Origin of the sequence: Nonomuraea zeae (assembly GCF_005889725.1) — a bacterium.
In the GTDB taxonomy this organism is placed as follows: Bacteria; Actinomycetota; Actinomycetes; order Streptosporangiales; family Streptosporangiaceae; genus Nonomuraea; species Nonomuraea zeae.
The window spans coordinates 19,270-34,004 of sequence record NZ_VCKX01000024.1 but is presented as its reverse complement, the minus strand read 5'-3'; the positions used below and the strand labels follow the sequence as shown (position 1 = coordinate 34,004).

Annotated in this window: 16 protein-coding genes; 10 read left to right on the top strand and 6 right to left on the bottom strand. The window is 69.5% G+C overall.

The features are described from left to right. Positions 1 to 32 precede the first annotated feature (32 nt). Positions 33 to 1,910 (top strand): ATP-binding protein, encoded by a 1,878-nt coding sequence (locus ETD85_RS10760; protein WP_138689497.1) that lies wholly within the window; start codon positions 33 to 35, stop codon positions 1,908 to 1,910. After that, positions 1,888 to 3,348 (top strand): type 1 periplasmic-binding domain-containing protein, encoded by a 1,461-nt coding sequence (locus ETD85_RS10755; RefSeq protein WP_138689496.1) that lies wholly within the window; start codon positions 1,888 to 1,890, stop codon positions 3,346 to 3,348. Before ETD85_RS10760 ends, ETD85_RS10755 begins: the two co-directional genes overlap by 23 nt. Here ETD85_RS10755 and ETD85_RS10750 read toward each other — a convergent pair. Next, a complete protein-coding gene (locus tag ETD85_RS10750) occupies positions 3,285 to 3,692 on the bottom strand; it encodes a MarR family winged helix-turn-helix transcriptional regulator (protein ID WP_206058228.1) in 408 nt (135 codons plus the stop codon). The genes ETD85_RS10755 and ETD85_RS10750 overlap by 64 nt on opposite strands. 20 nt (positions 3,693 to 3,712) lie before the next feature. Here ETD85_RS10750 and ETD85_RS10745 point away from each other — a divergent pair, with 20 nt between their 5' ends. After that, the gene (locus tag ETD85_RS10745; protein ID WP_138689495.1) at positions 3,713 to 4,135 is read left to right on the top strand and encodes a MarR family winged helix-turn-helix transcriptional regulator; all 423 of its coding nucleotides are present in this window, start codon (positions 3,713 to 3,715) and stop codon (positions 4,133 to 4,135) included. Between the two features lie 33 nt (positions 4,136 to 4,168). Here ETD85_RS10745 and ETD85_RS63025 read toward each other — a convergent pair whose 3' ends face one another. Then, entirely contained in the window at positions 4,169 to 4,330 is a 162-nt protein-coding gene (locus tag ETD85_RS63025) for a hypothetical protein (protein WP_170246619.1), read from the bottom strand. A gap of 44 nt (positions 4,331 to 4,374) precedes the next feature. Beyond that, complete coding sequence (locus tag ETD85_RS10740; protein ID WP_138689494.1) at positions 4,375 to 5,520, bottom strand: acyl-CoA dehydrogenase family protein; 1,146 nt, start codon at positions 5,518 to 5,520, stop codon at positions 4,375 to 4,377. Between the two features lie 307 nt (positions 5,521 to 5,827). On the opposite strand from ETD85_RS10740, the gene ETD85_RS10735 reads away from it, so the two are divergent. The 6 genes from ETD85_RS10735 to ETD85_RS10710 all read left to right on the top strand — a co-directional run bounded on the left by ETD85_RS10735 (position 5,828) and on the right by ETD85_RS10710 (position 11,968). After that, positions 5,828 to 7,129: a hypothetical protein gene (locus ETD85_RS10735; RefSeq protein WP_138689493.1), complete on the top strand. Its 1,302-nt coding sequence runs from the start codon at positions 5,828 to 5,830 to the stop codon at positions 7,127 to 7,129. Further along, the gene (locus ETD85_RS10730; protein WP_138689492.1) at positions 7,129 to 7,905 is read left to right on the top strand and encodes a class F sortase; all 777 of its coding nucleotides are present in this window, start codon (positions 7,129 to 7,131) and stop codon (positions 7,903 to 7,905) included. Before ETD85_RS10735 ends, ETD85_RS10730 begins: the two co-directional genes overlap by 1 nt. Before the next feature lie 181 nt (positions 7,906 to 8,086). Further along, complete coding sequence (locus ETD85_RS10725) at positions 8,087 to 9,313, top strand: hypothetical protein (RefSeq protein ID WP_138689491.1); 1,227 nt, start codon at positions 8,087 to 8,089, stop codon at positions 9,311 to 9,313. A gap of 7 nt (positions 9,314 to 9,320) precedes the next feature. Then, a complete protein-coding gene (locus ETD85_RS10720) occupies positions 9,321 to 10,076 on the top strand; it encodes a class F sortase (RefSeq protein ID WP_138689490.1) in 756 nt (251 codons plus the stop codon). Positions 10,077 to 10,099: 23 nt separating this feature from the next. Then, complete coding sequence (locus ETD85_RS10715; RefSeq protein ID WP_138689489.1) at positions 10,100 to 10,750, top strand: hypothetical protein; 651 nt, start codon at positions 10,100 to 10,102, stop codon at positions 10,748 to 10,750. Positions 10,751 to 10,822: 72 nt separating this feature from the next. Further along, positions 10,823 to 11,968 carry an acetyl-CoA C-acetyltransferase gene (locus ETD85_RS10710; RefSeq protein ID WP_138689488.1) on the top strand — a complete coding sequence of 382 codons (1,146 nt, stop codon included), beginning with the start codon at positions 10,823 to 10,825 and terminating at the stop codon, positions 11,966 to 11,968. Between the two features lie 86 nt (positions 11,969 to 12,054). On the opposite strand, the gene ETD85_RS66755 is transcribed toward ETD85_RS10710, so the two are convergent. From ETD85_RS66755 to ETD85_RS10700, 3 genes are all read right to left on the bottom strand, one after another. Beyond that, positions 12,055 to 12,177, bottom strand: a complete 123-nt coding sequence (locus tag ETD85_RS66755; RefSeq protein WP_276617213.1) for a hypothetical protein — start codon at positions 12,175 to 12,177, stop codon at positions 12,055 to 12,057. 183 nt (positions 12,178 to 12,360) lie between these two features. Next, positions 12,361 to 12,738 carry a TetR/AcrR family transcriptional regulator gene (locus tag ETD85_RS66750; RefSeq protein ID WP_138689487.1) on the bottom strand — a complete coding sequence of 126 codons (378 nt, stop codon included), beginning with the start codon at positions 12,736 to 12,738 and terminating at the stop codon, positions 12,361 to 12,363. A 123-nt stretch (positions 12,739 to 12,861) separates the two neighbouring features. Beyond that, positions 12,862 to 13,329 (bottom strand): Lrp/AsnC family transcriptional regulator, encoded by a 468-nt coding sequence (locus tag ETD85_RS10700; protein WP_138689486.1) that lies wholly within the window; start codon positions 13,327 to 13,329, stop codon positions 12,862 to 12,864. Positions 13,330 to 13,410: 81 nt separating this feature from the next. Here ETD85_RS10700 and ETD85_RS10695 point away from each other — a divergent pair, with 81 nt between their 5' ends. Continuing rightward, on the top strand, positions 13,411 to 14,646 hold the full coding sequence (locus ETD85_RS10695; RefSeq protein WP_138689485.1) for an APC family permease: 1,236 nt from the start codon (positions 13,411 to 13,413) through the stop codon (positions 14,644 to 14,646). Positions 14,647 to 14,735: the final 89 nt, after the last annotated feature.

The following is a 14,735-nucleotide window of genomic DNA, read 5'->3' as shown; positions in this document are numbered from 1 at the left end:
GGGAGGGTGCTGCATATTCCGATGGGGCCCGAATGGCGGAGTTCTTAGCGGACGACTCCTGGTATGCGCTGCTGCAGGAATGTCTCCACAAAAACCATCCCCCGGGGGCGTACGAGCTGCCGGTCATTCTCCTGCTCGGACTGCCGGGAACCGGAAAATCCGCCACCCTGGCCCAGATCGCCGGCAGCATCGGCAAGCCACACTCCCCGGTGGTCAGCCTGGCGCTCCACTCGGAGCCCCACCTGGCCGTCGCGGACGTCGTCCAGCGGCTCGCCTATCACCTGGAGAAGCTCAACGGCGTCAAGATGCCCCGCACCGTTTTCACCCTCGTCGTCCTCGGCCTGAATGCCGAACTCGAGGACACGAGGCTGGCGGCGCAGCTCGAAGAGCAACTACGCCGTAAGCCCCGGATAACTCGCGAAGACCTGAAACCGTGGGAAGATTTAGCCGGGCTGCTGCCGGACATAGGCATTTACCTGAAAGTCGCGATCGGTCTCGCCGAGTTGTTCGGGCGGCGCTTCGACGCCGTCGGCCACGTCCACGGAACAGCCAGGTCGTGGCTCGCCGGACGCGTCGGCGGCAATATTCTCGACCTCGCGCGAGACCAGCATTTACGCGGCGGAGACCGGCCGGCGTTCGCGCAGGGGATACTCCTCGAAGCCTTTCTGGAGGATCTCGCCCAGGCCTGGATGAGGCGACGCTACCCCCGCAACCTGCTTCTGACGCTGGACGACGCCGAGACGCCGGTGGTCACCGACTTCCTGCAGGCCCTGGTCGCCGCGCGGGCCCGGCGCGCGCAGGACTCCGCGCCCGCTGATCCGCTGGTCCTCGTGGCCGCCTCGAAGACCTGGCCGAAGGGCGTGACCGGCTGGACCCGGCCGGGCACACCGGGCCCCGTCCGGCCGCCGCTGCTCGCCGAGTCCTCCTACGACGACTGGATGGCGCGGCGCGGGCAGGGGGAGCAGGGCTGGTGGTACCCGGTGCTGCTGCCGCCGCTGCCGGACGGCCGGGCGCGGGCGCCGTACGCGAGCGCCGTCCACGACCTGACCAGGGGCTACCAGCGCGCGACCCGCGAGCTGACCGAGCTGCTCAGGAGCGCCGGAGACGACCACACGTTCCGGGGCATCCTGCACAGCGACAAAACCCTGCACCGCCTGCTGCCCGACCACCTGCCCCAGCGCGAGCGCCTGGTGGCGTGGTCGGCGGTCAGGAACGTGGACGACGCCGAGAACACCTCCTTCGAGGGGACGGGCAGCGCCTCGCATCTCCGCCAGGAGCTGGCCGACCAGCTGTGGCTCACCACGCAGAGCGAGGAGGCGAACCGCAGCGGCGAATGGGCGGCGCCGGGCGGCGCGGAGGTCACCGTGCTCCACCCCTGGCTCCGGCGGCTGCTCCTGCACCGCCTGGCCGCGAGGGAGGCGCACTGGGACCAGGTGCACGAGGCGTTGGAGCGTTTCTACGGCGGTCACGACGGCGCGGTGATGTACCACAAGCTCGCCCGGGTGACGGCGGGCGACGACCCGGAGCTGGCGGCGGTGGTGGCGTTCCTGAGCGAGCGGATCGGCCCGCTCGACACCCAGGGCCGTCGCGGCAGTCGGCTCCAGGAGTGGATCCACCTCTACGAGCAGGTGTCCTCCGCTCCCAACCGCCTGCCTCTCGACGTGGACGGGGACGTTCTGTACGACTCGCTGGCGGTGGACCCGGCGCAGACGGAGCGGCGAGAACGGACCGCGGTGATCAGGGAGCTGGTGGTGGCCCGCTGGTTCTGGCTCGACCCCCTGCTCGATCCCTCCGGGCGGCGTACGGACGACATCGCGCGCGAGTTCCGGCATCTCGCCGGGTTCACCAAGACCGGCCGGGCGATCTTCACACGAGAGGCCGAGAGGTATGAGCAACGTCCCCGGCGTTAGCCGCCAGATCCCGCCCGCGCCCTTCTACCGCAGGCGACAGCTCCTCAGGCGGGCCGGCCTGATCGCGCTCGTCGTCGTGGTGGTCGTCGCGGGCGCGGTCTTCGCGCTCCTCAACAGGCAGCCCAGCCTCACCGACTCGGCCGACGCCTTCGACGAAAGCCTCTCGGACATCATGGGCCGCATCCGCGCCGAGAACGAGGCCGTGGTGACCCGGCATCCGGACGAGTACAAGACGGTCCTGGTGCTCCTGCCGATGTCCGGCGACGCGAGCACCACGGGGATGGGCCTGGACACCGTCCGGCACGCTCTGCAGGGCTCGTACCTGGCGCAGGTGTGGCGCAACAAGGAGGACTCGGCGTCGCCGTACATCAGGTTGCTGGTCGGAGACATCAGCCCGGGGGCGTGGGAGGAGACCGTCGAGGACGTGCTGTCCCAGGTGGAGAGCGAGCGGCTCGTCGCCGCCGTCGGCCTCGGCGCCAGCATCGACGCCACCAAGCAGGTCATAGAGCGGCTGAGCACGGACAAGTTCGCGATGGTGGCCGCCGTGCTGACCTCCGACGAGCTGCAGAAACACGATGCGCTCGTACGGGTCGCGCCGCTCAACAGCGACCAGGCCGAGGCGTCCGTACGCTTCGCGGTCAAGGCCATCCCGGCGCTCAAGCCGGTCATCGTCATGGACACCAACCCCGGCGACAGCTACAGCAGGACGCTGAGCGCGTCCTTCGACCGGACGCTCGCCGGTGTCGTCGACGCCAGGCGGCGCGCCCAGCCCCTGACGTTCGACTCCTCGGTGAAGGCCTCGGGCACGGTCATCGGCAACATCGCGGAGTCGGTCTGCAATTCCGAGTCCAACACGGTCTTCTACGCGGGCCGGGCCCTTCACCTCCCCGCGCTGCTGCGCGGCCTCAGCCTGTCGCGCCGCTGCGCGGAGCGCGGGATCAACGTGATCGCCGGCGACGACACCAGCGAGAACAGCCATCCGGTCGCGAACCCGATCTGGAACGACAGCAGCGGCAAGATCCGGCTCTACTACACCGCGCTGGCCCATTCCGCGAACATCTCCGACGGAAGCAGCGCCGTGCTGGCCGCCATCAAGAGCAGGTTCGGCAACGGGGACGACCGCGGATATGTCCGGCTGTTCCCGGAGGAGACCCTCGACGACGGCCAGGCGATCATGCATCACGACGCCCTGTACGTCGCGATCAAGGCCATCGACAGGTACGCCAAGGAGCGCCTGGAGAGCCTGGGACCCCCCGAGGTGGCGGCCATGCTGCGCAGCGGCACCATCTCCGTCCAGGGGGCCAGCGGGGACATCTCGATCGACCGGGACGGCAACCCGAGCAGGCAGTCGATCCCCGTCCTGGAGCTCACCCCCTACGGCAGGACGACCTTCGCCACCTGGGCTTCCCCCGTCCCGTCGGGGGACCCGGGCCAGTGATCGAGGTTGGCGGCCATGCGGCGGAGCACGCCGACGGTCGCCTGGTACTCCTCCGGGCTGACCCCCTCGGTCGCCTGCCGCCTGAAGCCGCCGACCTGCTCGGCGATCCGCGCATGCGCGGCGCGGCCGGAGTCGGTGAGCCGCCCGTCCGCCAGCCACCCCTTGGCGGTGAGCCCGGCCGTGGCCTCCTCGACCCCCTCGAATGGCAGGGGGCCGGTGTCACCGAGCGCGGCGGCGTTGAGCAGCTGCCACTCCCGCCGGCTGGTGCCGCTCAGCGCCTGCTCCATGGAGCTTTCCAGCAGGTCGTCCAAGTGCTTGAGCCAGTATCCGATGGGTTTGTCCATAGATGTACAATAACAACTATATGTATGAAGACAACGAAATTTCGGCGATCGAGCGCGCCATGATCACCATCAGGCGCCGGCAGCGCAGACGCGTGCTCGCGAAGTCGCAGGGGGCGGCCGGCCCCGAGTTCGACGTGCTGGACGTGATCGAGGGGGCGAGCGAGCCGGTCGGCGTGTCCACGGTCGCCGAAGCGCTCGGCGTCGACCAGCCGAGGGCGAGCCGGCTGGTTGCGGCCGCCGTGGCGGCGGGCCTGGTCAGGCGGGAGGCCGATCAGTCGGACGGGCGCAAGGCGTGGCTGGTGCTCACCGGGGCGGGCGAGGCGGCCCTGGCGCAGGCCCACCGGGTCAGGCAGGCCGCGTTCGCGGCGGCGATGGAGGGGTGGTCGGCGTCGGAGCGGGCGGAGTTCGCCCGGCTCCTCACCCGATTCGTCGAGGCCGGCTGAGCGCCGACCTGGTCGCGGGCGGCTCGGTCGAGGTCAGCGGAAAGTCTGACCCCAGATGAGCAGCATGACGATGACGAACACCAGCATCACGCCGAAGTAGCCGACGGGACCCAGGCGGATCGCCCTGCGCACCCGGTTGAGGCCCCAGGCGAACAGTAACGCCAGGAAAATCAGGAGGATCAGGCCGCCGTCCATGCTGTCCAGTATGCGACTTTCCCTGGCCTGCCGCGCGGGATGGCTCAGAAGCCGAACGACCGCCCGATGATCTCCTTCATGATCTCGGTCGTGCCGCCGTAGATCGTCTGGACCCGGCTGTCGATCCAGGCCTTGGCGACCGGATATTCCATCATGTAGCCGTATCCGCCGTGGAGCTGGAGGCAGCGGTCGATGACCTTGGTCTGCAGCTCGGTGGTCCACCACTTGGCCTTGGCCGCGTCCACCACCGTGAGCCGGCCCGCGTTGAGCGCGACGATGCACTTGTCGACGTAGTGGCGGGCGATCTCGGTCTCGGTCGCCAGCTCCGCGAGGACGAACCGGGTGTTCTGGAACGAACCGATGTTGCGTCCGAAGGCCTGGCGGGTCTTGCAGTACTCGATGGTCTGCTCCAGCACGGCCTCCGCCGCGGCCACCGCGGCCACGGCGATCGACAGGCGTTCCTGGGGCAGGTTGTTCATGAGCTGGACGAAGCCCTCGCCGTCGTTCGGGCCGAGGCGGTTGGCGGCGGGCACGCGTACGTTCTCGAAGAACAGCTCGGCCGTGTCCTGGGCCTTCATGCCGATCTTCGCCAGGTTGCGCCCGCGGCTGAACCCCTCCATGCCGCGCTCCACGGCGAGCAGCGTCGTCCCCCTGGCGCCCGCCTCGGGGTCGGTCTTGGCCACGACGACGACGAGGTCGGCGTTGATCCCGTTGGTGATGAACGTCTTCTGCCCGTTGACCAGGTAATGATCGCCCTCGCGGAGCGCCGTGGTCCTGATGCCCTGCAGGTCGCTGCCGGCCCCCGGCTCGCTCATCGCGATGGCCGTGATCAGCTCACCGGTGACGAAGCCGGGCAGCCAGCGCTGCTTCTGCTCGTCGTTGGTCAGATCGACGACGTACGGGGCCATGACGTCGTTGTGCAGCGAGAAGCCGAGTCCTGATGCGGCGTACTTGATGATCTCCTCGACGATCACGGCGTTGTAGCGGAAGTCCTTGATCCCCGCGCCGCCGTACTCCTCGGGCACCGAGAAGCCGAACATGCCCAGCTCCCCGGCCTTCTTCCAGACCTCGCGCGGGACGATGCCGTCCTGCTCCCACTGCTCGTGGTGCGGCACCACCTCGCGGGCCATGAACTCGCGCACGGTCTCCCGGAAGAGCAGGTGCTCCTCGTCGAAGAGGTCTCGCTGCATAAGTCGCCTCCAAGCAGGGTCTCGTGCACGACAGAATACGATTCTGTTACCTGGAGGTATACCCGGTTTCCCCGTACGGCAGGCGACTGCGGACACGGGTTCATCACAAGTGCCGGAAGTTGCCGCGTTCGGCATGTGTTGCGGGTGTTTTCGACTCTAAGATCTACCCTCGGTCTATTTGTGGGTGATCGGAGTCTCCGTGAGTCGGTGGCGCAAGGCGTTGATCGCCGCATCAGTGGGGTCTGTGGCGACACTTGGCTTGGTGGTGATGCCGAGCATCCCCGCATCGGCCGCGCCGGCGGATCTTGTGATCGATTACCTGTGTACGCCGGTCGGGGAGAGCAGCATCGTCCGGCACGGCCCGGTCCGGCTGACCACCAATCTCACTTTCACCACCGATCTCGTGGTCGGCGACCCGCTGAACCTCATCTGGAAGATGGGCTACACCGGCGATGGCAGCCGGCTGCAGTCGCCCGGCTACTTCGGTGAGGGCGGCCAGGTGCATGCCACCGGCAATGTCGAGCACCGCAGCAGCTGGGTGGGCATCCTTCAGCCGCAGGGCGTCTCCGACCCGGAGGGCCCGCTTCGCCCCGACGACCCGCTCGCGCTGCCCGAGATGATGAACGACCCCGGCCTGACCAACAAGGCGGGCATCATCACGATCACGCCGAAGGACATCGATCTCGACTTCACCCCGCCAGACGGCAGCGTGCCCGTCAACGACGGTGACGACGCCGACAACCCGAGCGACATGAAGATCGTCTACGACGGCGCCTGGACGCCACGGGACGATCTCCCGGGTTCCGAGAACCACGTGCACAACGACCTGCACGAGACCAGTCAGCTCGGTGCGTCGGCCCAGCTGACCTTCGTCGGCACCGGCGTGGAGTACATCGGCCCGCACGACAAGGACGCCGGGCCGGTCGACATCTACATCGACGGCATCAAGCGGGCCACGGTGGATCCCTCGCGTGACGCCGACGACGATCCCGTCAACGACGACCTCGACGGTGGCCACACGCTGTGGACTTCGCCCGAGCTGACCTACGGCAAGCACACCATCAAGGTCCAGAACGCATCCACCCGCCTTGCATGGGTTGACGCGTTCCGGGTGACGACCACCACGTCCCAGACCCCGACCGGCTATCACAGTGCGAAGTGCAAGCTGGTCGGAAGCCCGGTGTCGGTCCAGGTGACGGTCCGGGAGAAGACCGGCCCCACCGACACGACCTCGCCGAGCCCCACCAACACCACGACGGACGACCCGACCGACGATCCGGACCCGACCGACGACCCGACCACCAACACCACGCCTCCGCACGCCGGCACCACGACCGACTCCCTGGGGCACGTGATCGTGGTTCCCGTGGCCTCCGGCACCAGCACGACCACGTCCACGCCCAAGTCCACCGGGCCGACCGCGACGAAGTACTACAAGGCGCAGGTGCCCAAGACGCCCAAGGGCGGTGTGGACAGCGGTGAGGCGCCGGATGACGGCGGGCAGCCGTACGGGCTCATGGCCAGTGGGGCCGCGCTCGTGATGGGCAGCGCGGGTGGCGGGCTGCTGATGCGCAGGCGCAGGGCCGAGCACGTGGGAGGAGCGAACTGATGACCGAGCAGAAGCCGACCATGCAGCGGGCGCTGCCCGGACTCATGATCGCGGGCTCGCTGGCCGGCGTCGGCATCGTCATGGTGAGCCTGCTCTCGCTGGCGCCGCCGGTGGACGACGGCTCCGGCTCGCTGGCGGCGGCGCAGGACCAGCCGACGAAGGTCGAGGTGCAGAACGCGGGCGCGTTCGTCCTCCCGCCGACCGTGGGCCCCGGCGGCAAGAACGTGCCGCTCACCCCGGCCCGTCTCGACGCGCCCCCGCCGCTGGCCGCCGCGCCGGTCGTGCCGGCGATCCCGACGGCCAAGACCAAGAAGGCCAAGGCGCGGCCGACCCGGATCAAGATCCCCAAGATCAAGGTGAACGCCCCGATCGGCGCGGTCACGGTGGACATCAAGGGCAACCTGGGCACCCCGCCGCTGAGCAAGCCGAAGCAGACGGGCTGGTACCGCTTCTCGCCGGTCCCCGGTGAGGTCGGCCCGGCGGTCATCAACGGGCACGTGAGCACCCGCAAGGGGCCCGCCGTCTTCGACCGGCTGCGCGAGCTGGCCAAGGGCGACCAGATCTACGTCTACCGGTCGGACGGGAAGGTCACCCGGTTCACGGTGAGCGGGATCGAGCAGGCCAGCAAGAAGTCCTTCCCGACCTCCCGGGTGTACGGGAACACGACGAACTCCCAGCTCAGGCTCGTCACGTGTGGCGGGGTCTTCAACAAGACGGCGCACAGTTACACGGACAACATCATCGTGTACGCAACGTTGTCGAAGAAGAAGGGCTGAGGGGGAAGGTGGGGCGGGTTTTGCGGTTTACGGGAAGTTGACAGGGACAGTTCGTAGGATCTCTACCTAACCGTGACCAACGGCTGGAATTCTGGCACGACTGTTGACACTGCTTTGAAACGGAGATGGACCCGTGCTTATGTCCCAGGCGTGGCGCCGCCTCGCCCGTAAGACGTCCGCTTTGGGATTGCTGGGTACGCTCGTCGTCTTCCTCGGCTCCGTCTTCATCGTCTCGACCCCAGGGGTCGCGTCTGCCGCGGTGACGAAGCAGTTCGCCTATACCTGTAGTGGCGGCCCGTTCACTAACACCTCCATCAGCGTCAGCCTCAGCGCGCCCGACTCGACGACGGCGGGGCAGACCTTCGACCTGACCGTGGGCCTCCCGGCGCTGACGCTAGCGACCGCTCCGCAGTCGGCCACCACTGTGCAGGCCACCATGGCGTTGACACCCACGGGTGGGACCGTCTCCGACGCTGGCGTGAAGACGGGTCCGGCAGCTTCCACCACGGCTGTGCCGGCTGGCAGCGTGATGTACAAGATCGCGGTGACCGCGGGCACGACCACCAAGGTCAGCGTGAAGCCGGGTGAGCTCAAGCTGGCACTCGCCACTGCCCCAACGACTGTGACGACGTGCACGACGACCTCCACTGAGGTCCTCGACGTGCCCATCGGGACCGGCGGTGGCGGGACCGGTGACGATGTGGTCGCCTACACCTGTGCGCTCGGCACCACCGGCACGGACGCCGACTACCCCGCGGACGTCGACATCAAGGTCGTCATGACGCCCCCCACCACCGCCGCCTCCAACGCCGACGCCTCCATCACCTGGACCGGCACCATCCAGAGCACGGGCGACCCGCTGAAAGCCCCCACGGGCTTCCCGACGACCAGCCCCAAGATGTTCGTCACCGTGAAGGCCACCGGCGCGGGCGTTCCGGCCACCGCGACCGGCGAGGGCACCCTGACGGGCGTCACGGCGGGCTCGGACATCTTGACGCTGCCCACCGTCACCGTGAAGATCAAGCCCACCACCACCGGCACCGTGTCGCTGACCGCCGGGGACATCTCCTTCGGCACCTCATCGACCTCGCCGGCGATCAAGTGCACGGCCCCGACGACCGGGCTCAAGGCGTACACCTTCACGGTCACCGCCGGCACGAGCCCCTCGTCCAGCAGCACGCCGACGACCTCCACCCCCAAGCCGACGAACACCAAGACCGCGACGGTCACCGTCACCCCCACCAGCAGCACCACGAAGAAGTCCCAGACCCCCAAGGCCGGGGCCGACACGGGTGCGGGTGGCGAGATGGGGCCGGACGGCCGGATGTTCATCCTGACGGGCACCGCCCTCATCGGGGTCGCGGCAGTCGGCGGGCTGGTCATGCGCCGCCGCTCGATCAAGGGCTGATCGGGAAATGTCCGGACACTATCCGTACGGCGGACCGGCCGTACCGCCGCCTCCCGACAAGGGGAGCACGGCGCTCAGGACCGTGCTGATCGTGGCCGCAGTCGCCGGCGTCGTGACGGTCGTCGCCGGGCTGCTGATCGTCTTCAACTCCCCCCAGGAGTACGGCCTGGCCAGCAACCGGGACCAGCTGGGCCTGCAGGCGCAGCCGAAGGCCTCGGGGCAGCCCGAGCAGGCGCTGTTCCAGGCCGCCCCCGACGTGCCGCCCCCGCTGCCGCAGATCACCCCCGCGCCGGCCATGCTGCCCTCCACGCCCGTGCGGATCGTGATCAAGAGACTGGGGATCAACGCGCCGATCAAGTCCGTCGGCCTGGCCAAGGACGGGACCATCGAGGTGCCGCCGGCCGACAACCCCAACCTGGCCGGGTGGTACCGGAACATGTCCACCCCGGGCGAGAAGGGCCCGGCCGTGATTCTCGGGCACAAGGACACGAGGACGCGCAGCGCCGTGTTCAGCCGCCTTCCTGAGATCAAGAACGGCGACACGATCGAGATCAAGCGCCAGGACAAGACCACGGCCGTGTTCACGGTCGGCGGCGTGGAGCAGGCGAGCAAGAAGACGTTCCCGACCCAGCGCGTGTACGGGGACCAGGCGAACGCCCAGCTTCACCTCATCACCTGCGGCGGCGACTATGACCGGACAAGCGGGCACTACACCGACAACGTCATCGTCTACGCGACGATGACGAGCTCCTATCGAAGCTGAGCGCGGAGGCGGGCATGGGCTGGATGGCGAAGCGGAGACTGCGTACTGGCCCGACGGCGGCACTGCCCGCCAAACCGGACCCGGCCGAGCTGTTGCGCATCATCCAGCTCGCGGACCCGAGCGCCAGGAAAGACGGCGACGACATCGTGGCGACGGACGTGCGGGTCTGCGCCCCGGTCGAGGCCGAGCCCGACCTGACGGGCGGCGAGCTGGAGAAGGTCTGGGCGGTCAGGGTGACCGCCGAGGGCCCGCTGCCGCTGGACTTCTTCGACCGCTACCTCGCCGAGGGCCTGGCCTTCCGGCTCAAGGGGCTCGCGGTGTGCCGGGGTGAGGTGAGCGACCCGGCCGACGAGGAGAGCGGCCCGGCGGTCATCCTGCCGGTACGCCCCACCGCGGAGGAGCTGGCGCCGCTCCTGGAGCCGCAGGAGGACGACGAGTTCACCTTCACCGCGGGCGACATCCGGGCCGCGCTGGTGCCACAGAAGGGCCGGCCTCCTGCCGTGGAGGAGCTGCTGCCCTTCGCCACCGAGCTGACCGCGATCGAGCTGCGCGGTGACGAGCCCGTGAAGCTGGGCGCGCTGGCCCTGGAGCTGTCGGAAAAGCTCAACGGCCTGGTCGTGGACCGGTGGCGGTTCCGGGTGGACACGGCGGAGGAGCTTGTGCCGCCCGCGTGAGGAGCCACAGAACGTCGTTCTGTTGTACTCTGCCCCTAGTAACCGAATAATGCTCGGTTTCCAGGAGGCACTGTGGCAGAGGCGTACATCGTCGGGGCGGTTCGCACCCCGGTCGGCAAGAAGAAGGGCGGTCTTTCCACCGTCCACCCCACGGACCTGGCCGCTCACACGCTGAAGGCACTGATCGACCGCACCGGCGTCGACCCCTCGGCGGTGGAGGACGTGGTCATGGGGTGCGTCATGCAGTTCGGCCCCCAAAGCATGGACATCGCGCGAAATGCCTGGCTGTCGGCGGGGCTGCCCGAGACCACCGCCGGCGTCACCATCGACCGGCAGTGCGGCTCCTCGCAGCAGTCGATCCACTTCGCCGCCCAGGGCGTCATGTCCGGCACCCAGGACCTCGTCGTGGCGGCCGGCGTGGAGTCGATGAGCGTGGTCCCCATGGGCTCCTCGATCACGGCCGCGCTGGAGAAGGGCATGCCGTTCCCGTTCGGCGAGAAGTGGGTCGAGCGCTACGGCAAGCAGGAGATCTCGCAGTTCCGCGGCGCGGAGCTGATGTGCGAGAAGTGGGGCTTCACCCGGGAAGAGCTGGAGCAGTACGCCTTCGAGTCCCACCAGCGGGCCGCGAAGGCCATCGCGAACGGCTACTTCAAGGACCAGATCGCCCCCATCAACGACGTGGAGGACGACGAGGGGCCGCGCGCCGACACGACGCTGGAGAAGATGGCCGGGCTCAAGACGCTGAAGGAGGGCGGCCAGATCACCGCGGCCACGTCCTCGCAGATCTCCGACGGCTCGGGCGCGGTGCTGATCGCCTCCGAGGAGGCCGTCAGGGAGCACGGGCTGACCCCGCGCGCCCGCATCCACCAGCTCGCGCTCATGGGCGACGACCCCGTGTTCATGCTGACCGCGCCGATCCCCGCCACGCAGCGGGCGCTGAAGAAGGCCGGCATGTCGATGAGCGACATCGACGTGGTCGAGATCAACGAGGCTTTCGCGCCGGTGCCGCTGGCCTGGATGAAGGAGCTCGGCGCCGACCCCGCGCGGGTCAACCCGAACGGCGGTGCGATCGCGCTCGGCCACCCGCTCGGCGGGACGGGAGCGATCCTGATGACCAAGCTGCTGCACGAGCTGGAGCGCACGGGCGGCCGCTACGGCCTGCAGACGATGTGCGAGGGCGGCGGCCAGGCCAACGTCACGATCATCGAGCGGCTCTGACCGCGCGGAAGTGTGAAAAATGTGAGCGCCGCCCCCTGGCGTACGGTGGGGGCGGCGCTCGCTAACTACCATCCAGGGTAGTTGTCCTAGCGCCCCTTGGGCGGGATGCGCCTGGGCGGCGCGATCGGCCGCTGGGGCATTTTGGGCAGCTGCCTGGTCAAAGGCAGCTCGGGCAGGCTCTTGTCCTTGCCGGAACGGCGGACTCGCATAAGGATGCTTCCTTCACGTAACTCACGACGCGGCACGGATGGCCGGTCGGCAAAGCTCAGCTGCCGCGTCTGGATGGACTGAGGCGGATCTCGTCGCTGAGTGGGCGTGGGTGGCCCCGCGAATTACTGGTAAAGGCGCATGGCCAAGACACTACGGCCCGGCCGGAATCCGGTGCAACCGAATTAATCGCGGCCTGCGAGCTGCCGTTCGAACCCGGTCACCATGGCCCGCAGCCCCGCGTCGAACCACTGGTCGTAGAAGTCGCGGGCGGCCTCGTCCGGCTCGGCCGCCGTACCGCCGGGTGGCGTGCCGACCTGGGCCAGCGCGTGGCCGAGGACGAAGACCCCCACCGACTGCACGGCCGTGAGCGCCTCCCGGTTGGGCACGTGGCGGTAGAGGGACACGGCCGCGACGCCGAGCCGGGTGCCGAGGCGGCGCATGGTCAGCGCCTCCAGGCCCTCGTCGTCCAGGATCTCGACGGCGGCGGTCACGATGCGGTCGATGGTGAGCACGGCGGGCCGCCCGGCGCGTCTCTTGCCTGGGGAGGCCCCGTCGTTCATGCGCGGCCGTGCTGAGGCCGAAGTAGGGCAGCCACCAGTTCAGCACGTGCCCGGCCAGGATCAGCACGCAGAGCGCGGTGGCGGCGACGAGCGACCACGCCTGCCCCGGCGCGGGTACACAAACTAGGACAAGGGCTCCGGCAGGCGCTCCGGGACGGCGTTCTGGACCTGCTGGAAGATCACCGACGTGCGAAACCCGACGATCTCCTTGCGCTTGCTCAACCGGTCGAGCAGGAACGAGTGCAGGTGGTCCAGGTCCTGCACGGCCACGTGCAGCAGGAAGTCGTCCCCGCCCGCCAGCACGTACACGCTGAGCACCTCGGGCATCGCGGCCGCCGACGTCTTGAACGCGTTGATCACCGCCCGGCTGAGCGGGCGCACCTGGACCGAGACCATGGCCTGGACGCCGCGGTTGAGCGCGGCCGGGTCGATGTCGGCGTGGTAGCCGCGGATGACGCCGCGGCGGGTGAGGGCGCGGACCCGTTCCAGACAGGTCGAGGGCGCGATGCCGAGCCGGCGGGCGAGCTCCCTGTTGGACTGCCGCGCATCCGTTTGGAGCAACCGTATGATCGCCGAATCAAGTTCGTCCATGGGCCGATGTTGGCACGACCTTCCGGCCATACGTTCGCCGGAGCCGGGGTGGCGCCGAATGCCTGGGCTAACTTCGGCGGCATGACGAAACGAACGTATGGGGGCATATCTGCCGGACAGGGCACGGCGCTGCTCGTCGGAGCCGTGCTCGGGCCGGGGATGCTGGTGCTGCCACATCTCGCCGCGTCCGCCGCGGGGCCCGCCTCCGTGCTGGCCTGGGCTGGCCTGCTCGCGCTGAGCGTCCCGGTCGCGCTGACCTTCGCCGCGCTCGGCGCCCGCTACCCCGACGGCGGGGGCGTGGCGAGCTTCGTCGGGCTGGCGTTCGGCCGGCACGCCTCCGCCGTGGCCGGCTGGTGGTTCTACGGCGCCGTCCCCATCGGCACGGTCGCGGGCGCGCTGGTCGGCGGCCAGTACGTCGAAGCCTGCCTCGGCGTGCCCGCCACGCTGGCCGCCTGCCTGATCCTGGCCGCCGCCTTCGCGGCCAACGCCGCGGGCCTGCGCACCTCGGGAGGGCTGCAGATCGGCTTCGTCGTCCTGCTCGTCGCGCTGCTCGCCACCGCCGTGATCACGGCCGCGCCGCACGCCGACGCGGCCAACTTCACCCCCTTCGCCCCGTACGGTGCCGCGGGCGTGGCCAGCGCGGCGGGCGTGCTCATGTTCGCGTTCGTCGGCTGGGAGGCGGCCAGCCATCTGTCGGCCGAGTTCGCCGCCGGCAGGAACGGCCTGTTCAGGGCCACCGTGGTGACCCTGGTCGTGATCGCCCTGCTCTACCTGGGGGTGTCCGTCGTCTCCGTCGGCGTGCTCGGCCCCGGCATGACCGGCGTGCCGCTCACCGCGATGCTGGAGACCGGCATCGGCGGCGCGGCGCGGCCCATCACCGGCGTGGTCGCGGTGCTGCTGACGTTCGGAGCGGTCAACACCTATCTGGCCGGTGCCGCGCGGCTGGGGGCGGCGCTGGCCAGGGACGGGGCGTTGCCCGGCTGGTTCGCGCGGGGCGGGGCGCCGGGGGAGACGCCGTACCGGAGCCTCGCGCTGCTGGCCGTGCTGAGCGTGCCCGTGCTGGTGTGGGCGGTGGACCTGGACCTGCTGATGCGGGCGACGTCGGCGTGCCTGGCCGCCGTCACGGCCACGGGGGTGGCGGCGGCGGTGCGGCTGCTGCCGCCGGGGCGGCACCGCCGGACGGCCGCAGTGGGTTGCGGGCTGTCGCTCGTGGCGCTCGGGTTCTGCGGCGTCTATCTGGTGGTGCCCGCCGTGCTGGCGCTGGTGGCCTGGGGGGCGCTGAGGTTCACCGCGCGCCGCCCGGTGCCGAGCCGGTAGGGCAGGGGGGTGTCTGTCGTACAAAAAGGCGCTATAAACGGCGCAGAGCGCCGTCAGGCGGGCAGTACTCCTAGCACAGGACGGCGCAA